Origin of the sequence: uncultured Tateyamaria sp. (assembly GCF_947503385.1) — a bacterium.
GTDB lineage: Bacteria > Pseudomonadota > Alphaproteobacteria > Rhodobacterales > Rhodobacteraceae > Tateyamaria.
The window spans coordinates 199626-217907 of record NZ_CANNDO010000003.1; the positions used below are offsets into that span (position 1 = coordinate 199626).

An 18282-nucleotide genomic window follows, 5' to 3' on the forward strand; every position below is an offset into this window, starting at 1 on the left:
CGTTCATGAACACACACGCGAACGCCGATATGGCCAAAACGCTGAGCGCTGACAAAGACTGGTGGCGCGGTGCGGTGATCTACCAGATCTACCCCCGCAGCTTTCAGGACAGCAATGGCGATGGCATTGGCGATCTTAACGGCATCACCAGCCGCCTGCCTTATGTCGCATCCTTGGGTGTGGACGCGATCTGGATTTCGCCGTTCTTCACCTCGCCGATGAAGGATTTCGGCTATGACGTCAGCGACTATTGCGACGTTGATCCGATGTTCGGCACGCTGGCCGATTTCGACGCGCTGGTGGCAATGGCCCACCGGCTGGGCCTGCGCGTGATGATTGATCTGGTGCTGTCGCACACCTCCGACATGCACCCGTGGTTCGCGGAATCGCGCGCCAGCCGCGACAATCCCAAGGCTGACTGGTTCGTCTGGGCCGACCCCCAACCCGACGGCACACCGCCCAACAACTGGCTGTCGATCTTTGGCGGCTCGGCGTGGCAGTGGGACAGCCGCCGCGAGCAATATTACCTGCACAATTTCCTCGTCGAACAGCCTGACCTGAACTTTCACAACATGGAGGTACAGGACGCATTGCTGGACGTGGTACGGTTCTGGCTGGACCGGGGTGTGGACGGCTTCCGCCTCGATACGATCAACTTCTACGTCCACGACAAGGCATTGCGGTCGAACCCCGCCCTGCCCGTGGATCAGCGCGACGAAAGCATTGCGCCGCGTGTGAACCCCTATAACCACCAGCTGCATCTCTATTCCAAGAACCAGCCCGAGAACCTCGCGTTCCTCGAACGGTTCCGCGCAGTGATGGACGAATACGGCGCCACCACTGCCGTGGGCGAAGTGGGCGACGCGCAAAAGGGTCTGGAGATCATGGGCGCGTACACCGCAGGCGATAACCGCGTGCACATGTGCTACAGCTTTGAATTCCTGTCGGGCCATGCCCCGACTGCTGAGCGGTTTGCCAAGGTGCTGACGGATGTGGACGCGTATGTCACGGACGGCTGGGCCTGCTGGGCCTTTTCCAACCACGACGTGATGCGCCACGCGACCCGCTGGGCGCTGACGGACGCGGCCAAGCGGACGCTGGCCACGCTGTTGTTGTCGCTGCGCGGCTCGGTCTGCCTGTACCAAGGCGAAGAGCTGGGTCTGGGTGAGGCGGATGTCGCCTTTGAAGACCTGCAAGACCCCTACGGGATCGAGTTCTGGCCCGAGTTCAAGGGCCGCGACGGGTGCCGCACACCGATGGTGTGGGAAGCCTCGAACAGCCATGGCGGTTTTTCCGAGGAACGTCCGTGGCTGCCAATCAGCACCGAGCATCTGCACCACGCCGCGGCGGTTCAAGAAGAAGACCCCGCCGCCCTGCTGCACCATTATCGCAAGGCGCTGGCGTTCCGGCGGGCGCATCCCGCGCTGATCAGCGGCGCGCATGACAATGTCACCGCGGACGGGTCCGTCCTGCATTTCACCCGCAGTCACGACACCGAGGTGATCTACTGCGCATTCAATCTGAGCGATGTGCCGGTAAGCCACGCCCTGCCCGCGGGCAGCAAATGGCTGAACATCGGCTCGGAACTGGGCAGCATCGCGCCCGGTCCGGACGGCGACCTGCATCTGGGTCCGTGGCAAGTGGCACTGGCGCTCAAGGCATAACACCAGACGCGCCGGCGAACGGCGCGTCCGTCCACGGGGAGGGGACGACACGATGGCAGATTTGAAACTTACCGGCGTCGGCAAGACGTATGGCGGCACGGTCAACGTGCTCAAGGACATCAACCTCGACATCGAAAAGGGCGAGTTGATCGTCTTTGTCGGCCCGTCAGGCTGCGGCAAGTCCACGCTCTTGCGGATGATCGCCGGTCTGGAAAGCATCACGGACGGGTCGCTTGATATTGACGGCACCCTCGTCAACGACGTGCCGCCTGCGCAGCGTGGCATCGCGATGGTGTTCCAGTCCTACGCGCTGTATCCGCACATGACCGTGCGCGACAACATGACCTTTGCCCTCAAACTGGCCAAGAAGTCGCCCGAAGAGATTGACGCCGCCGTCGACAAGGCCGCGCGTATCCTGCAACTCGAACCCTATCTTGACCGCCTCCCCAAGGCGCTGTCCGGTGGTCAGCGTCAGCGTGTGGCGATTGGCCGGTCGATCGTGCGGGACCCCAAAGTGTATCTCTTTGACGAACCGCTTTCCAACCTCGACGCGGCTCTGCGGGTCGCCACCCGGATCGAGATTGCACAGCTCAAGGAATCGATGCCCGACAGCACGATGATCTATGTGACCCACGATCAGGTGGAGGCGATGACCCTTGCCACGCGTATTGTGGTGCTGGCCAACAAGGGCATCGCGCAGGTCGGCACGCCGCTGGAACTATACGAGCGGCCCGAAAACGAATTTGTGGCACAGTTCATCGGCTCACCCGCCATGAACCTCCTGCCGGGCGAGATTGTCGGCACCGGCGCACAGACGACAGTCAAGATGGCCAGCGGTCTTACGACCGTCTCTGCCGTACCCACAACCGATGCGGATATGGGGATGCAGGTCAATGTCGGCGTGCGTCCCGAGGATTGCGTCGCAACGGATGGCGATGGCATCTACAAGGGCAAGGTCGATTTCACCGAAGCTCTGGGCGAGGTTACGATCCTCTATTTCGAGGCCGAAGAGGGCAAGGAACCGGTGCTGGCAAAGATGGCCGGTATTCATCCCGGCCTGCGCGGCCAGACCGTGACCGTGACCGCAGCGCCGGAAAAGGTGCAGCTGTTTGCGGATGGCCGTTCGCTTTACTACCGCTAGGCCTGTTCAAACAAAGTGGCGGGCCGATCCAGCAGATACTGGTTGATGATCGGCCCCACAGCGGCCCCGATGCCGCGCGCATTCCCACCGATCTGACCTTCGGTCATCACTGGCGATATCAGCCCGCGCGTGTCCATGTGGCGCAGCGCCTCTGACGCCGCAGCAACCAGACGCGACCGTATGCTCTCTGGCATCCCGCCGTCGATCACCACCGCCTCAAAGTCGATCACAGCGCTTGCCGCCACGCTTGCCGCCGCAAGCGCGTGCGCGGTTTCTTCGACCCACGGGCCTACGTGGTCCTCCAGATGGGACCAGTCCTGCGGCGTCTCCCACAACTGGCGGGCATCAAGCCCCGCCTCTTCGAGCCGTTTCTCCAGCGACCGGATGGACGCAAGATCAATAAGGGGTCGCGCCCTGCCCGCGCGGTCCGGCACCATGAGCGACCCAAACGCACCGGCGTTTTGCTGATTGCCCTCGAACACGGCGTGGTCCAGCACGATGCCACCCCCGATGAATGCCCCGACAAAGAAGTAGACGTAGTCGCGATATTCCCGCCCGATGCCAAATATATGTTCCGCCCGGCAGGCCGCCGTTGCGTCGTTGACCATGCGCACGGGCAGGCCGGTCAGGTCTGCCGCCTCACCCACCATGTCCGCGTCTTTCCACGCGGCGAAATCGTCCTCGGACGCGCCCAGCACCTCGTGCCAGTTCCACAGCTCGAACGGCGCCGCGACGCCGAGGCCGCACAGGCGGCTCGACATATCGTCGGACATCGCGCTGGTGAGGTCCTGAAAGCCCATGTTCAAAAAGTCCAGCACCGGCCCCGGACGAGGATAATCATAGGTGCGGCGCAATTGCTGACGCACCTGCCCCGCAAGGTCCAGCACCACCAGATCCGCGCTGCGTCGGCCCAGCTTGAGGCCCATGGAAAACGCGCCATCGGGGTTCAGTGAAAAAGGCACCGACGGTTTGCCCACCTTGCCCTTGACCGGGTCGCCGCGCCGCAACAGCCCGTCCTGTTCCAGCTTGCGCAGGATCACGGAGGTCGTCTGCGGGGACAGCCCGGTGCGCCGCGCCAATTCCCCCCCGGACAGGGCGCCATTGCGCTGCATGATCGACAAAAGCAGCCGTTCATTATAGGCCCGCACGCCCATCTGGTTGATGCCGCCGGACAGGCTGCGCACGTGATCCAGTGTCATTACACCGCCTCCTCACAGTGGCAATTTTTACGCCCGTCAATTAATAAATCAAGTTGAATTATTAATTGACACGCATCCAGAATCACGTTTCCCTTGGGTTAGCACGCCTGTTCCGGAGGTTCGGAGGGGCTGTTGAATTTTTGGGAGGACACTATGAAGAAATTGTTTCTGGGCACTGCTGCCGCTCTGACCGTCACCGCTGGCACCGCTTGGGCCGATGGCCATGGCACATCCGCCTGCCTGATTACCAAAACGGACACCAACCCATTTTTTGTCAAAATGCGCGAAGGTGCCGCCGCCAAAGCCGAAGAACTGGGCATCACCCTGAATTCCTATGCCGGTCAGGTCGACGGCGACAACGAGGCGCAGGTGGCCGCGATCGAAACCTGCATCGCGAACGGTGCGTCGGGCATCCTGCTGACCGCCTCGGACACGGCGGCCATTGTCCCGTCCGTTGAACAGGCGCGCGAGGCGGGCCTGCTGGTCATTGCCCTCGACACGCCACTGGAGCCGATTGACGCGGCGGATGCGACATTTGCCACCGATAACTTCCTTGCCGGTGAACTGATCGGCCAGTGGGCTGCCGCCACGCTGGGCGACGCCGCAGCCGACGCCAAAATCGCGATGCTGGATCTGGCGATCAGTCAGCCCACCGTGGGCGTGCTGCGCGATCAGGGGTTCCTCACCGGCTTTGGCATTGACGTCAAAGACGTGAGCCGCTGGGGCGACGAAGACGACCCACGCATCATCTGCAACGAGGTGACGGCCGGCAACGAAGAAGGCGGTCGCACGGCGATGGAAAACTGCCTCGCCCGCGACCCCGAGATCAACGTGGTCTACACGATCAACGAACCTGCCGCCGCGGGTGCCTATGAGGCGCTGGCCGCCATTGGTCGCGAAAACGACGTGCTGATCGTGTCTGTCGACGGCGGCTGCCCCGGCGTGCAGAACGTGGCCGATGGCGTGATCGGCGCCACATCGCAGCAATACCCGCTGCTGATGGCGTCGCTCGGCATCGAGGCGATTGCACAATTCGCCAAAGATGGCACCCTGCCCGCCAACACCGAAGGCAAGGATTTCCTCGACACAGGCGTGTCGCTGGTGACCGACAAGCCTGCGGATGGCGTGGACAGCATCGACGTGGCCGAAGGCACCGACCGCTGCTGGGGCTGATCGCCTGACATCTGATACCGGGGCGGGCTGCAGCAGTGCGGCCCGCCCCGACATTCAAAACCGGGGGGCAGGACATGGCAGACACACAGGACTATGAAAACGTCGTCAAAGCGTCCGCAGCCGAAGAGGTTGCGCATTTCGACGACGACCACAAAGGGCTGCTGGGCAAGGTTCAACACGCCCTGCATGTGAACCCGGCGCTGGTGCCGCTAATCATTCTTGTCGTGGCCATTTCGCTGTTTGGCCTGCTGATCGGGCAACGCTTTTTCTCGGCTGGGACGCTGACGCTGATCCTGCAACAGGTGCAGATCGTGGGCGTGCTGGCCGCGGCGCAGACCCTTGTCATCCTGACGGCGGGGATCGACCTGTCGGTGGGCGCCATCGCCGTGCTTTGCACCGTTATCATGGGGCAATTCACCTTTCGCTACGGCTTGCCCGCCGAATTAAGCCTGATCATCGGCATCGGCTTTGGCGCGGCCATTGGCGCAATCAGCGGATTTCTGGTCAGCCGCGTAAAAATCCCGCCCTTCATCGTGACGCTGGGCATGTGGCAGATCGTGCTGGCCTCGACCTATCTGTTTTCGCGCAACGAAACGCTGCGCTCCAGCCAGTTGCGCGAGGAAGCGCCAACACTTCTGTTTCTTGGCAACAAGATTTCCATCGGCGGGGCGAATTTCACCTATGGCGTGATCCTGATGATCCTGATCGTCATTGGTCTGGCTTATGCGCTGCGCTCGACCGCGTGGGGACGCCATGTCTACGCTGTAGGCGATGACCCGGAAGCGGCGGAACTGGCCGGTGTGAACGTCCACCGCACGCTGATGTCCGTCTATATCCTGACCGGCCTGATCTGCGCCGTGGCGGGCTGGGTGATGATCGGACGGTTCAGTTCCGTCACGCCGTCCGCGTCTACCGGGGTTATTGGCAACATTCAGGCCATCACGGCGGTGGTGATCGGCGGCATCTCTTTGTTTGGCGGGCGTGGTTCGATCTTTGGCGCCTTTTTTGGCGCGCTGATCGTCGGCGTGTTCGAGATGGGTCTGCGGATGCAGGGTGCCGACCCGCAATGGACCTTCATGCTGATCGGCATGTTGATCATCGCCGCCGTGGCGGTCGACCAATGGATTAGAAAGGTCTCGGCATGAAACCCATTTTGCACGCCACAAATCTGGTCAAACGTTATGGCAAGGTCACGGCCCTCGATCACTGCGACTTTGAACTGTATCCCGGCGAAATCCTCGCTGTCATCGGCGACAACGGTGCGGGCAAATCCTCGTTGATCAAGGCGCTGTCGGGTGCTGTGATCCCCGATCAGGGCGAAGTTTTCCTTGATGGCCAGCAGGTGCATTTCCGCACCCCCATCGACGCGCGCGAAGCGGGGATCGAAACCGTCTACCAAACGCTGGCCATGTCCCCTGCCCTGTCGATTGCCGACAACATGTTCATGGGCCGCGAGTTGAAAAAACCGGGGCTGATGGGCAAGGTCTTTCACCAACTGGACCGGCGCAAAATGGAGGCGTTCGCCCGCGAAAAGCTCAGCGAACTTGGCCTGATGACGATCCAGAACATCAATCAGGCTGTTGAAACCCTGTCCGGTGGCCAGCGGCAGGGTGTCGCTGTGGCCCGTGCGGCGGCCTTTGGCTCCAAGGTCATCATTCTGGATGAACCAACGGCCGCACTGGGCGTCAAGGAAAGCCGCCGGGTGCTGGAACTGATTCAGGACGTCAAATCGCGCGGCATCCCGATCATCCTGATCAGCCACAACATGCCCCACGTGTTCGAAGTGGCCGACCGCATCCACGTGCACCGGCTGGGCAAACGTCTGTGTGTCATTGATCCGTCCGAGCATTCGATGTCGGACGCGGTGGCCTACATGACCGGCGCGGCGGAGCCGGACCTTGCCGCCTGACGTCACCCTTGCGGATGTGGTGACGCGCATCACCGCGCTTTCTCCCACACCGCACCGCAGACTCATCGCCGTTGCTGGTCCGCCTGCCAGTGGCAAATCAACCTTCGCCTCTGCGCTCGCCGCTGCGCTGCGGATGGCCGGGGAAGAGACGGCGGTGGTGCCTATGGACGGCTTTCACCTCGACGACCGGCTGCTGGAAACGGACGGCACCAAAAACCGCAAGGGCGCGCCTCATACCTTTGACGCCCCAGGCTTTGTCCGGCTTGTGACAGCCCTGCAATCGCCGGACGCGGTGATTTTCCCGGTCTTTGACCGGGAACGGGAAATTGCCATCGCAGGGGCCGGGCGCGTGCCGGCATCCTGCCGGACGGTTCTGGTCGAAGGGAACTACCTGCTGTTGAAGACACCGCCTTGGTGTGACCTGCATGACCGCTGGTCCCTGTCCATCGCGCTGCACCCCCCCAAGCAAGAGATTGTCGCCAGATTGCGCGACCGGTGGGCACAGCACGGAAAACCCGATCCGATGGCTTGGATCGAAAGCAATGATGTGCCAAATGCCGCAACCGTGCTGACGGGTTCGACCGCAGCCGATATTACCCTCACGGAGGCCCCGACATGATCCTGTGCGCTGGCGAAGCCTTGATCGACATGATCCCCAACGACGACGGTGCCTATGTGCCCCATGTGGGCGGCGCGGTGCTGAACACCGCCGTGGCGCTGGGGAGGCTGGGTGCGCCTTCGGGCCTCGTGACGGGCCTGTCCTCGGACCCGTTTGGCCAGATGATTGCCGACCACCTGCACGCAAGCCATGTGGACACATCCCATTCGGTCCGCTCGGGCCGGAACACCACGCTGGCCTTTGTTCATCTGGATCAGGGCAACGCCACCTACACCTTCTACGACGAGGAAACGGCGACCAGCGCGATCCAACCCGCCGACCTGCCTGCCGTGCCTATGGGCACCGAGGCGGTGTTCTTTGGCGGCATTTCTCTGTGCAACCCACCCGTGGCCGACAGCCTGATCAACATGGCCATTGGCATTCCCGCAAGCACGCTGGTGATGGCCGATCCGAACATCCGCCCCGGCTTTGCCCGCGACCAGACGGCCTATCGCGACCGGCTGACCCGACTGCTGGGCCGGGTCGACATCGCCAAATTGTCCGACGATGACATCAGCTGGCTGATCCCCGACGGTGATCTGACGGCCAAGGCGCACGCCCTGCTCGACATGGGTCCCAAGATGCTGCTGCTGACCGAAGGGGGCGACGGCGCCACGGCCTACCTGCGTGGCGGCACCTCTGTGCGCGTGGCCGCCCAAAAGGTGAGCGTGGTCGATACGGTGGGCGCGGGCGACACGTTCAACGCAGGTTGCCTCATTGCCCTGCGCCAAGCGGGCGCGCTGACGCCAGCCGCCCTGTTGAACCTCGACGCTGCGGCGCTGACCGACATGCTGGCCTATGCTGCCCGCGTCGCTTCTGTCACCGTGTCCCGCGCCGGGGCCAATCCGCCATGGGCGCACGAGTTGGAGAACGGCACATGAAACGATCCCGCGTAAATGACATCCTCGCCGACGGTGCGGCCTTTTTTGCCAAACACGGCTGGTCCCTGCCGCCCTTCGCAGGGTGGAGCCCGGACGACATGCGGTCCGAAAAAGCCGCCCAGATCCGCGACCGCCGCCTTGGCTGGGACATTACCGATTACGGCGAGGGTCGGTTTGACGAGATGGGCCTGTTTCTGTTCACCTTGCGCAACGGCGATCTCAGCGAGATGGGCCAGCAGGGCGCAATGCTTTACGCGGAAAAGCTGATGATCTCGCGGCAGGATCAACTGTCACCCATGCATCGCCACGTCCTCAAGACAGAGGATATCATCAACCGCGGCGGTGCCACGCTGGTGCTGGAACTGTTCACCTGCGACGACCACGGCGGGATCGATCGCAAGGCGGATGTGCATGTGCGGACCGATGGCGTGCCTGTGACTCTGCCCGCTGGCGGGCACCTCAAACTGCCTGTGGGGGCCTCTGTCACACTGACCCCGACCACATGGCACGCCTTTTGGGGTGAGGGCGGCGATTGCCTGATCCACGAGGTTTCGACGGTCAATGATGACCTCACCGACAATATCTTTGCCGAACCGATCGGGCGGTTCTCGAACATCGAAGAGGACGTGGCGCCGACCCACCTGCTGGTCAGCGATTACAACACCTGACACGCCGGTGCAAAATGGGCGAAAGCCGCAGCGGCGCGCTTAGCTGATGTGCCGCCGCAGGGCATCTATGACGGCCCGCACCTTGGTCGGCAGATAGGCACGGCTGGGGTACAGCAACCATGCAGCGGTGTCGAAAGTGGTGGCGCTCACCGCGTAGGTCGGAAACAGGTCCAGCAGACGGTCATCCGCAATGTCCGCGTCAATCAGCCAATCCGCCAGCAAGGCAGGCCCCAGCCCCGCAAGTACCGCCGCGCGCAGCGCCAGCGCGTTGGAAATCAGCACCGGGCCTGCAACCGGCACCGTCACCGCGCGCGGCCCCCGAAAATGCCAATCGGTGCGGTACTCCGGCAGGGTCAGACGCAGCACCTCGTGGTCCACCAATGCTTCGGGCCGGTCGGGCGCGCCATGCGCGGCCACGTAATCCGGTGACGCCACGACCCGGTAGCGGGTTGACCGCAGCCGCGTGCTGATCAAATCGCCCTTGGGCGCGGGCGCCAACCGGATCGCCAGATCCACCTGCCCCGCCACCAGATCCACGTTCTGATCGCTCAGGATCAGTTCCAGCGCGATGTCCGGCAACTCAGCCCGCAACGCGCCAAGCACAGGCACCAAAACGTCATGGCCAAAGGCCACCGAAGCCGTCAGCCGCACGCGCCCTTTGGGCACGGTGCCAATTTCTGCCGCCGCATCACGCGCAAGGTCCAGATCATCCAGCAAAGGACCAAGGCGGGCCAGATAGACTGCCCCCGCCTCGGTCAGACGCAACTGCCGTGTGGATCGCTGGAACAGGCGCAGCCCCAACTGCGCCTCGATCCCTGCCACCGTGCGGCTGACCGATGACGGATCCATGGCCATCACCCGTGCCACCGCGGCAAAGCTGCCATGCTGCGCAACCAACTGCACGATCCTGAGGGCATCCGTATCCATTCATGCCAAATTTGCACGATTATCCTGCAAAGCGAAGTCTTTTTTGCGCACATCGCACGGCGTAGCTCTGTCAACACACCAAACCGGAGACATGATATGCACCGCACCCTCCCCCTCGCCGCCATCCTTCTGGCCACCGCCCAAGCCCACGCGGCACCCACCGAATGGACCCTCGATCTGGGACACGCCCATATCGGCTGGGAGATCGACCACATGGGCCTCAGCCGCACCGTGGGGCGGTTCAACAGCTTTGACGGCAGCTTTCTGATCGACGAGGAAAATCCCGAAGCATCACGCATCACCTTCACCATCGACGCCACCAGCAACGACAGCAATCACGCCCCCCGCGACCAACACCTGCGCGCCGCCGACTATCTGGATGCGGCAAACAATCCGCAGATCACCTTTACCTCCACCGCAATACAGATGCTCACCCCAACCTCCGGCAAACTGCACGGCGACCTGACCCTGCGCGGCACCGCAGCACCCGTCACGCTCGACTTCGAATTGGTCCGCGACCGGACCTACCCCGATTTCATCCCCAACTACGACGAGGTGCGCGTGGTGGGCTTTGAAGCGACGGGCGAAATCCTGCGCCTTGAACACGGCATGGACTTTATCGCATTTCTCGACAGCCCTACCGGTCTCAGCGTCGATGTGGATTTGCACTTTGACCTCGTGCAATGCACAAACGCATCCGAGACGAATATTCCGTGCAACTGGGGGCGCTGAGATGGAACATGTAAACGGCAAAACCGTGGTGATTACCGGCGCCAGCAAAGGCATCGGGGCCGCCACGGCCCGCGTGCTGGCAGAACACGGTGCGCGGGTGGTCCTCGCCGCCCGCTCAGCCGACGCGCTCCGGACGCTCGCCAACGAAACCGGCGGGCTCGCGGTGCCCTGCAACGTCTCCGACTACGGCCAAGTCGAGGCGCTGATGGAGGCCGCAGGCAAAGTTGACGTGCTCGTCAACAATGCAGGTCTCATCGACCCCATCGCCCGGCTCGAACACAGCGACCCGGACGCATGGGGCAAGGTCGTCGACGTCAACGTCAAGGGCGTCTATCACGGCATCCGCGCCGCCCTGCCGCGCATGGTGGCCCAAGGTGGCGGCACCATCATCAACATCTCCTCCGGTGCCGCCACCGGCGCGCTCGAAGGTTGGAGCCACTATTGCGCCACCAAGGCTGCGGTGCTGTCCCTCACACGCAACGCCGACAAGGAAATGCGCGACAAAGGCATCCGCGTCATCGGCCTGTCGCCCGGCACCGTCGCCACCGACATGCAGCGCGAGATCAAAGCCTCCGGTATCAACCCCGTCAGCCAACTTGACTGGGACAAACACATCCCGCCCGAATGGGTCGGTCAGGCCATCGGAATGCTTATGGGTCCTGTTGGCGACGCCTATAGCGGCATCGATTTCACCCTCAAAACAAACAAAGAGCGCAGCCTCGTGGGTCTTCCCCCCATCGCCTGACCTCGCTGGTTTCTTCTGACCAGAAATACCACGGGGGACGCGCGGCACGCGCGGGGGGCAGAGCCCCCTGAATAATGTCGTCGCGCAGCGTCCTTTGGATCACCGCGCGCGCCGTTTTGGCGGTGCGTGCGGTCTGTGGTCTACCGGCCTCTCATACGAACGGCAGGTAGTAGTCCCGCACCTCATCCACGGACTTGTCCTTGAGCCGTTTCCATTCATCCTGCTTGAGAAAGATCAGCGCGTCGCACATCCCCTCCCCCACCGCCATCCGCAGCGGCTTGTCCGCGTCCAGCGCGTCCAGCGCCTTGTCCAACGCCGACGGCACGTGCCGTGTGGCCCGCACAGTCTCAAGCCCGTCCAGATCCTCGGCGGGTGCCAGCGTGTAGCCTTCCGTCACCCCGAGCAAAGCCGCCTGCAAAACGGCTGTGACCGCCAGATACGGATTTGTCGCCGGATCCGCCATCCGATGCTCCAGCCGCGCCGACCGGGGCGCAGCCACGCAGGACCGCGTGGTGACCAGCCGGTGATCATCGGCCCAATTGGCCCAATACCCGGCCATCGACGCAGGGCCCAACCGGTCATAGCTGTTCACGGTGGTCGCCAGCAGGCCCGCCAATCCCTCGTGATGGTGGATCAGCCCGGCCATCGCCCCTTGGGCCACATCCGACAACACGCCATCCGGCGCGATCACATTGGCCCCCTGCCCGTCTTCAAAGCTGAAATTCACGTGCAGTCCTGACCCACCCCTTTCGGGGATGGGTTTGGGCAGGAACGTCAGCAACAAGCCCATGCCCGCGGCCACGTCCCGTGCCATCGTCTTGAAAAGAAATGCATTATCACAGGCTGTCATGGCATCGCCAAACCGCAGGGTCAGTTCAAACTGCCCGTTGTCATATTCTCCGTTCATCGATTCCACGGGCAGTTCCACAGCCTCTGCCATGCGCCAGATGGCATCCATCAGACCGCGCGGATCGTTCTGGGGTCCGGTCCCGTACACAAAGGCGCCGGGTGTGTCATAGGGCCGCCAGACCCCGGCCTCGTCCTGCTCAAACACATAGGCCTCCAACTCCAGACCGACCTTCGGCGCGAGCCCCCGCGCCTGCCACGCCGCCACTGTCGCCTGAAGACGCCCGCGCGCGCACAGCGGCATAACCGCGCCATCAGCGTGCAGCGTGCCAAGCGCAATTTCCGTCCCCTCCTTCCAGTCCGGTCGGCGCGCGTCATCCAACACAAGCTCCATATCCGGGATGCCATCAAACACGCCCGCACCGGGCACCGGGATCAGGTCCCGGTCAAAGGTCGTGCCGAACACGCCGCGCGCAAACCCGATCCTGCCCCCCGCCGCAACATCCGACGGCACGTATTTGCCCCGGGGCAGGTTCAACAGATCACAGAAAAGGGCGCGCGTGCGGGTCGTCATAATCAGTCACTTCAGCTTGGGGCGCAGGGTCAGGGATTTGACCCCGCAAATGAAATTCGAACGGGTCCAGGTGGGGGCCGACACCGCCTCAAGACCGCTGAGCCGCGATGACAGTTCCTGCAACACCGCTGTCACCTCGAGCTTGGCCAGCCACATGCCCAGACAGACATGCGGCCCGCCCTGACCAAAGGCCATATGGCGGTTGGGACTGCGGTCCAGCATTACGGTCTCCGGCGCATCAAACGCTGCGGCATCACGGTTGCCGGACACGAACCACATCAGCACCTTGTCCCCCGCCCGGATCGTTTGACCGTGCATCTCCACATCCCGCGTGGCGGTGCGGCGAAAATGCAAGGTGGGTGAGGCAAGCCTGATGATCTCATCCGCAGCCGTACCCCAGACGTCACCTGCCTGCATCCGCTGCAATAGCCCGTTGTCCTGCGCGATCAGCCACAGCGCCATGGCAATCGAATAACGCGTCGTGTCATTGCCCGCCGCCACCAGCAGGCAAAAGAAGTTCTTGAAGTCCTGCCCCTCCATCCGACCCTCGGGGCTGTTCAGCACACGCGCCAGAATGCCGTCCGGGTCCACCCCGCGCGTACCGTTCAGGATCGCGTCGGCGTAGTCATACAATTCAACGCCCGCAGGCGACCGAAAGGGCATCATCCGGTAGGCGTCGGTGTCGACCTTGTCCAGAACGGTGTCGGTGAAATCGGGATCCGTGTTGCCGATCAGCGCGTCGCCCCGCTCCACCAACCAATCGAGGTCGTCGTCCGGCACACCCAGAATGCGACCCAGCATCAGCATCGGCAGACGTTTGGCGATATGCTCCACCCCGTCAAATGCGCTGTATTCCAGCGCCGCGCCGACGATATCTCGCGCAAGGTCTTGAATGAGCGGCGCAAACCGCGCCACAACCGGTTTGGCAAAGGCGGGGTTCACGGTGCGGCGGGTGGCTGTGTGTTCGGGCGGATCGGTTTCCTGAAAGGTGCGACGGGCCATGTATTCCGCATGGCTCTGATCCTCGATCCGGATGCCGCGCGCGCTGGAAAACAGGGCCGCATCGCGCTGCGCCGCCATAATATCGGCATAGCGGGTGAGCGACCAAAAGCCCTTGTCGCCGCCATGCGCCGCGGTCCAATGCACCGGCGCGTCCGCGCGCATCTGCGCGAATGTGTCATGCGGGACGCCATCCACAAAGCTGTCATGATCGGCGAGGTTCTTCATGGCGTGCCTCCGAAAAACCGTGTGGCCCAATCGGCAAAAACATCGCCCCGAGCGGTGCGCGTCAGCGTGGATTCGGCCCGCGCCACGTCCTCCGGGCTCAGATGCGGGCGTGTCGCATCCAGAACGCAGCGCATGAATGGGTCGGTGAATTCGGGATGCGCCTGCGTTGTAAAAATGTGATGTCCCTTGGCAAACCCGGCTATCGCGCAGGCGTCGGACTGGACGTAGCGCGTGCATCCGTCAGGCAGGCCCGTCACCGCGTCATGGTGAAATTGATAGAGGTCCAGCGCACGCGCCGCAGGCGTCATCCACGGCAAGCCCGTGTCGATCCGCAGATGGTCGATCCCGATGTTCCACGCCTGCCGTTCCACCCGGCCCCCGAGGGCCACAGCAATCGCCTGATGCCCGAAACAGGCCCCCAAGAGCGGTTTGCGGGCCGCGTCACACGCGCGGATAAAACCATAGAGTGCTGGCAAAAACGCCAGATCGTCCAGCACGCTCAACGGTGAGCCGGTGATCAGATACGCGTCCTGTTCGTCCAGATCGCGCGGCACCTCGCCCCCGATGGTCATATAGACCCGGTAGTTGAACCGTTGATCCTGCGCGTCAAACAGATCGCGGAACCGGTGGCTGTCATCCGGGAACGCATCACCCACCTCGACCGACCGGTCGTGGTTCACCTGCAAAAGTCCCAGTTTCAGACGTGCCATGTTCACCCCGTTGGCAAAAAGGGGGGCGCACTGACGCCCCCCAATGGTTCAGCGGCCCAGGATCTTGTTGATCTCAGCCGATTTGGCGCGGTCCGCTTCGATGCGCGCCTGCGCTTCGTCCTGACCCTGCCAATAGACAGCAGCACCCGTTTCGGCCATCAGCTGTTGTGCGGCCTCCGACGCCATCGTTTTCTGAGCCACCGCCGCGATGGTGTCGATCACCTCCTGCGGCGTGCCCTTGGTCACGAACAGACCGTTCCACAGTTCCACATCGTTGACACCGGACTGCGCGGCGATGGTCTCCACCCCATCGAGCTTGGCGATGGGATCGGCGCCAATATTGCCCAGCACGTTGAGTTCGCTCAAACAGGGTTCGATCAGTGCCAGTGTGGTGTTGATCACATCCGCGTCGCCCGAGGACAACGTGTTGCAATCCAGAAGGTCAAAGGCGCTGTCATCCGCAAATTCAAATCCCATCTTGGCCGCCGCCGCCATGGACACAGCCGTGGGCGTCAGGCCTGCGCCAAAATGGCCCAGCACAACGTCGTTTTCTTTCGCGTAATCCGCCAGTTCCGCCATGTTGGAATAGGGCGCATCGCCAGCGGCGGCCAACACAAACGGATAGGTCAGAAAGATGCCCACGGGCACGAAACTGTCTTCTTCGATACCGATGTCGATCTTGGGACCGACCACTGGCACGCCGATGACAAATGAGCCGATGACAGAGCCATCATTGGGCGCTTCGAGCACTTCGAGCGCGCCGGGGAATGGCCCGTCACCGCCACCGGGGCGGTTCACGACACTGGCGGGCTGGCCCGTCGCCTCGGCCATGTCGGCGGCAATCATGCGCGTCAGGATGTCCTCAAAATCACCCGGAGGCCATGGCACGATGAACTGAACGGGACCGGTCGGGTATTCGGCCAGCGCAGGACTGGCCAGCGCGGCCAAGGCAAAGGCCGCGGATGTCAAAAGCTTTTTCATGGTTTGTCTCCCTGTTGTTTTGCTTTTGGTTTTCAATGTTCGAACCTGCGCTGTCGCAGGGCGGTGACGAAAGTGAAGACGAGAACGCAAAGGATCACGATGAACAACGTGCCCGACACAGGCCGGTTGACGAGGTCAAAGACCGTCTTGATCTGGCTCGCCCCGGCGGTGAGCTTGTCGATCATGATCGACCCCAGCACGAGGCCCAGCACGATCGGCACAAGCGGCCAGTCGAGACGGCGCAGGATATAGCCGAGAAAGCCGAACCCGGCGGCAAACATGCAATCGGTGAAGGAATTGCGGATCGAGAACACGCCGACAAAAGCAAGGATCAGAATGAACGCCCCAAGCAGCCGGTTGGGCACATAGATGATCCGGGCGAGGAGCTTCGTAGAAGCGAGGAGCGTCACGACAACCAATACGTTGATGATCAGCAGCGCGATAAACAGCGAAAACAGGAAATCCGCATTGTTTTCAAAGATATCTGGCCCCGGTTTGATCCCCGCGTCAAAGAATACGACCATCATCATGGCGGTCAGCGCCTCGCCCGGCACACCCAGCGCCAGCAGCGGCACCATGGCGGCGGCGGGCACAGCGTTGTTGCTGGCCTCGGACGCGATCAGGCCATCCGGCGCACCGCGCCCGAACTTGCCCGGTTCCTTGGACAGCGCGCGGGCGGTCGAATAGCTGAAGAACTGCGCCACAAACTCACCCACACCCGGGATGATGCCCATTATGGTGCCGTAACCTGCGCTGATCGTCACAACGAGCGGATGTTTCTTTAACTCACCAAAACCGCGCAGAAGGCCGCCGCGCAGCCGCGCCTCGGGCGGGTCTGCGTCTTTGCCGGTCAACAAAAACAGCGCCTGCGAAATGGCAAAGAGTCCGACGATAACAACGATCAGGTTGAACCCCGCATAGAAGTAGTCGATGCCAAACGTATACCGGTCGATCTGTTTCAGCGATTGCCGCCCGATCATGGCAATCAGCATCCCAAAGGCAAAGAGCAGCGCGGCAATCCCCATGTTGCGCCGGTGCGCCGCGATCAGCAGCACAGCCCCCAGAGCGGCAGCCATAAAGATATCGCGCTGCCCAAACAGCGCGCCCAAATCCCGCAGGTAAGGACCAAAGAGGATCAGCGCCGACAGTCCCAGCAGGATCGAAAAACACCCGCCAAAAAAGGATGCCGAATAGGCCAGCGCCAACCCGCGCGCGGCCTCGCCCCGCCGGGTCATGGCGTATCCGTCATAGGTGGTCAGCGCGTTCACGGGCGTGCCCGGCGTGTTGATCAGGATCGCCGGGATTGCGCCGCCATACATGCTTGAGCCATAGACACCCAACAGCAGAACAAGGCTGACCAGATCGTCCAGAAACACCGTCGCGGGCAACAGGATCGCAATGGCAATGGCCGGACCGATCCCCGGCACGGCCCCGATGGCAAGCCCGCCGACCGACCCGATCAGGATGGCGACAAGGACGGGCCACGCGGCGAGGTTGTCGATGCCCTGCCACAGCGCCTCCATCTCAGAACCACACCTTCAGGAAAGTGCTCAGGCCTTGCGGGAGTTGATCATAGAGCCAGATGTTCACCGGCGTTCGGATTTGCAGGCCAGTGCGAAACACCAGCACAATCGCGAGGCTGGTCGCCAGACAGATGCCCATCCACCGCGCCCCCCGATAACCCAGCCGCCACGGCAATCCCGTGCCGAGCAGCAGGGTCGACATCAGATACCCCAGCACCGGCACCAGCAGCGTATAGACGACAAACCACGCCACAAATTCCAGTGCACAGACCCACTGCGTCAGCTCATGCGCCATGCCGTTGGGCAGTTGGAACCGCGCGCGCCAGCGGTAGGCCCGCACCGCGCCATAAAGGTTCCACAGCGCCGCAGGCACCAGCAAGGTCAGGCAGGCCAGCGGTGCAATCCAACTTTGTTTCAGGATGCGGCCCAGCCGTGCCGGGCGTTCCTCGGGCGAGGTGATGCCAAACTGGTCCATCCAGTAACGCGCCATATTGGCGGGCAGTTTTCGGTCCTCCCACCCGGTCTGGGAAAAGAAAAACACCAAGAAGAACAGGGCAATCGCGACCATCACCAGCGAGAACACCAAATCCCCCCGGCCCCGGCGAAAATCGGTGACATCCTGTACGTTGATCTTTGCATCCGGCGGGCACGTGCTGACAAATCCACGTGTCCCGGTTGCAGAGCGCATGGCGCGCTCTGAACATGCGCTTTTCAGCGCAACAGA

General features: G+C 62.6%; 18 protein-coding genes. 10 read left to right on the top strand and 8 right to left on the bottom strand.

The window, feature by feature from the left end; genetic code table 11:
- Positions 1–5: 5 nt before the first annotated feature.
- Together Q1A85_RS12065 and ugpC are read left to right on the top strand one after the other, a co-directional pair.
- Entirely contained in the window at positions 6–1664 is a 1659-nt protein-coding gene (locus Q1A85_RS12065) for an alpha-glucosidase (protein ID WP_299689227.1), read from the top strand.
- 52 nt (positions 1665–1716) lie between these two features.
- The gene (gene ugpC, locus Q1A85_RS12070) at positions 1717–2805 is read left to right on the top strand and encodes a sn-glycerol-3-phosphate ABC transporter ATP-binding protein UgpC (protein ID WP_299689230.1); all 1089 of its coding nucleotides are present in this window, start codon (positions 1717–1719) and stop codon (positions 2803–2805) included.
- Here the strand turns inward: ugpC and Q1A85_RS12075 are convergent.
- Entirely contained in the window at positions 2802–4004 is a 1203-nt protein-coding gene (locus tag Q1A85_RS12075) for an ROK family transcriptional regulator (protein WP_299689233.1), read from the bottom strand. The genes ugpC and Q1A85_RS12075 overlap by 4 nt on opposite strands.
- 153 nt (positions 4005–4157) lie before the next feature.
- Here Q1A85_RS12075 and Q1A85_RS12080 point away from each other — a divergent pair, with 153 nt between their 5' ends.
- The 6 genes from Q1A85_RS12080 (at position 4158) to Q1A85_RS12105 (ending at position 9293) form a co-directional block, all read left to right on the top strand.
- Positions 4158–5177 carry a sugar ABC transporter substrate-binding protein gene (locus Q1A85_RS12080; protein WP_299689236.1) on the top strand — a complete coding sequence of 340 codons (1020 nt, stop codon included), beginning with the start codon at positions 4158–4160 and terminating at the stop codon, positions 5175–5177.
- Positions 5178–5251: 74 nt separating this feature from the next.
- Complete coding sequence (locus tag Q1A85_RS12085) at positions 5252–6322, top strand: ABC transporter permease (RefSeq protein ID WP_299689239.1); 1071 nt, start codon at positions 5252–5254, stop codon at positions 6320–6322.
- Positions 6319–7086: an ATP-binding cassette domain-containing protein gene (locus Q1A85_RS12090; protein ID WP_299689242.1), complete on the top strand. Its 768-nt coding sequence runs from the start codon at positions 6319–6321 to the stop codon at positions 7084–7086. Before Q1A85_RS12085 ends, Q1A85_RS12090 begins: the two co-directional genes overlap by 4 nt.
- On the top strand, positions 7076–7705 hold the full coding sequence (locus tag Q1A85_RS12095) for a hypothetical protein (RefSeq protein ID WP_299689245.1): 630 nt from the start codon (positions 7076–7078) through the stop codon (positions 7703–7705). Before Q1A85_RS12090 ends, Q1A85_RS12095 begins: the two co-directional genes overlap by 11 nt.
- Positions 7702–8625, top strand: coding sequence for a carbohydrate kinase (locus Q1A85_RS12100; protein WP_299689248.1), 924 nt, complete (start codon positions 7702–7704; stop codon positions 8623–8625). Before Q1A85_RS12095 ends, Q1A85_RS12100 begins: the two co-directional genes overlap by 4 nt.
- Positions 8622–9293, top strand: a complete 672-nt coding sequence (locus tag Q1A85_RS12105) for a D-lyxose/D-mannose family sugar isomerase (RefSeq protein ID WP_299689251.1) — start codon at positions 8622–8624, stop codon at positions 9291–9293. The genes Q1A85_RS12100 and Q1A85_RS12105 overlap by 4 nt, the downstream gene beginning before the upstream one ends.
- Before the next feature lie 39 nt (positions 9294–9332).
- Here the strand turns inward: Q1A85_RS12105 and Q1A85_RS12110 are convergent, their stop codons facing one another.
- Entirely contained in the window at positions 9333–10220 is an 888-nt protein-coding gene (locus tag Q1A85_RS12110) for a LysR family transcriptional regulator (RefSeq protein WP_299689254.1), read from the bottom strand.
- Between the two features lie 96 nt (positions 10221–10316).
- On the opposite strand from Q1A85_RS12110, the gene Q1A85_RS12115 reads away from it, so the two are divergent.
- Together Q1A85_RS12115 and Q1A85_RS12120 are read left to right on the top strand one after the other, a co-directional pair.
- Entirely contained in the window at positions 10317–10952 is a 636-nt protein-coding gene (locus Q1A85_RS12115; RefSeq protein ID WP_299689257.1) for a YceI family protein, read from the top strand.
- 1 nt (position 10953) lies between these two features.
- Positions 10954–11697, top strand: coding sequence for an SDR family oxidoreductase (locus tag Q1A85_RS12120; protein ID WP_299689260.1), 744 nt, complete (start codon positions 10954–10956; stop codon positions 11695–11697).
- 151 nt (positions 11698–11848) lie between these two features.
- On the opposite strand, the gene Q1A85_RS12125 is transcribed toward Q1A85_RS12120, so the two are convergent.
- From Q1A85_RS12125 to Q1A85_RS12150, 6 genes are read right to left on the bottom strand one after another with little or no spacing between them, the layout of a single operon-like run.
- Entirely contained in the window at positions 11849–13117 is a 1269-nt protein-coding gene (locus Q1A85_RS12125) for a glutamine synthetase family protein (RefSeq protein WP_299689263.1), read from the bottom strand.
- A 6-nt stretch (positions 13118–13123) separates the two neighbouring features.
- Positions 13124–14344: a cytochrome P450 gene (locus Q1A85_RS12130; RefSeq protein WP_299689266.1), complete on the bottom strand. Its 1221-nt coding sequence runs from the start codon at positions 14342–14344 to the stop codon at positions 13124–13126.
- A complete protein-coding gene (locus Q1A85_RS12135; RefSeq protein WP_299689269.1) occupies positions 14341–15054 on the bottom strand; it encodes a gamma-glutamyl-gamma-aminobutyrate hydrolase family protein in 714 nt (237 codons plus the stop codon). Before Q1A85_RS12135 ends, Q1A85_RS12130 begins: the two co-directional genes overlap by 4 nt.
- Positions 15055–15102: 48 nt before the next feature.
- Entirely contained in the window at positions 15103–16035 is a 933-nt protein-coding gene (locus Q1A85_RS12140) for a tripartite tricarboxylate transporter substrate-binding protein (protein WP_299689272.1), read from the bottom strand.
- A 32-nt stretch (positions 16036–16067) separates the two neighbouring features.
- Positions 16068–17558, bottom strand: a complete 1491-nt coding sequence (locus tag Q1A85_RS12145; RefSeq protein WP_299689275.1) for a tripartite tricarboxylate transporter permease — start codon at positions 17556–17558, stop codon at positions 16068–16070.
- A 1-nt stretch (position 17559) separates the two neighbouring features.
- Positions 17560–18246, bottom strand: coding sequence for a tripartite tricarboxylate transporter TctB family protein (locus Q1A85_RS12150; protein WP_299689278.1), 687 nt, complete (start codon positions 18244–18246; stop codon positions 17560–17562).
- Positions 18247–18282 lie beyond the last annotated feature (36 nt).

Excerpts from the sequence above, each read along its gene's own strand:
- Q1A85_RS12085 (WP_299689239.1), top strand. The coding sequence starts at position 5,252 with ATGGCAGACACACAGGACTATGAAAACGTCGTCAAAGCGTCCGCAGCC.
- Q1A85_RS12130 (WP_299689266.1), bottom strand. The coding sequence starts at position 14,344 with ATGAAGAACCTCGCCGATCATGACAGCTTTGTGGATGGCGTCCCGCAT.
- Q1A85_RS12110 (WP_299689254.1), bottom strand. The coding sequence starts at position 10,220 with ATGGATACGGATGCCCTCAGGATCGTGCAGTTGGTTGCGCAGCATGGC.
- Q1A85_RS12080 (WP_299689236.1), top strand. The coding sequence starts at position 4,158 with ATGAAGAAATTGTTTCTGGGCACTGCTGCCGCTCTGACCGTCACCGCT.
- Q1A85_RS12145 (WP_299689275.1), bottom strand. The coding sequence starts at position 17,558 with ATGGAGGCGCTGTGGCAGGGCATCGACAACCTCGCCGCGTGGCCCGTC.
- Q1A85_RS12090 (WP_299689242.1), top strand. The coding sequence starts at position 6,319 with ATGAAACCCATTTTGCACGCCACAAATCTGGTCAAACGTTATGGCAAG.
- Q1A85_RS12125 (WP_299689263.1), bottom strand. The coding sequence starts at position 13,117 with ATGACGACCCGCACGCGCGCCCTTTTCTGTGATCTGTTGAACCTGCCC.
- Q1A85_RS12100 (WP_299689248.1), top strand. The coding sequence starts at position 7,702 with ATGATCCTGTGCGCTGGCGAAGCCTTGATCGACATGATCCCCAACGAC.
- Q1A85_RS12140 (WP_299689272.1), bottom strand. The coding sequence starts at position 16,035 with ATGAAAAAGCTTTTGACATCCGCGGCCTTTGCCTTGGCCGCGCTGGCC.
- ugpC (WP_299689230.1), top strand. The coding sequence starts at position 1,717 with ATGGCAGATTTGAAACTTACCGGCGTCGGCAAGACGTATGGCGGCACG.
- Q1A85_RS12135 (WP_299689269.1), bottom strand. The coding sequence starts at position 15,054 with ATGGCACGTCTGAAACTGGGACTTTTGCAGGTGAACCACGACCGGTCG.
- Q1A85_RS12115 (WP_299689257.1), top strand. The coding sequence starts at position 10,317 with ATGCACCGCACCCTCCCCCTCGCCGCCATCCTTCTGGCCACCGCCCAA.
- Q1A85_RS12120 (WP_299689260.1), top strand. The coding sequence starts at position 10,954 with ATGGAACATGTAAACGGCAAAACCGTGGTGATTACCGGCGCCAGCAAA.
- Q1A85_RS12150 (WP_299689278.1), bottom strand. The coding sequence starts at position 18,246 with ATGCGCTCTGCAACCGGGACACGTGGATTTGTCAGCACGTGCCCGCCG.
- Q1A85_RS12075 (WP_299689233.1), bottom strand. The coding sequence starts at position 4,004 with ATGACACTGGATCACGTGCGCAGCCTGTCCGGCGGCATCAACCAGATG.
- Q1A85_RS12105 (WP_299689251.1), top strand. The coding sequence starts at position 8,622 with ATGAAACGATCCCGCGTAAATGACATCCTCGCCGACGGTGCGGCCTTT.
- Q1A85_RS12065 (WP_299689227.1), top strand. The coding sequence starts at position 6 with ATGAACACACACGCGAACGCCGATATGGCCAAAACGCTGAGCGCTGAC.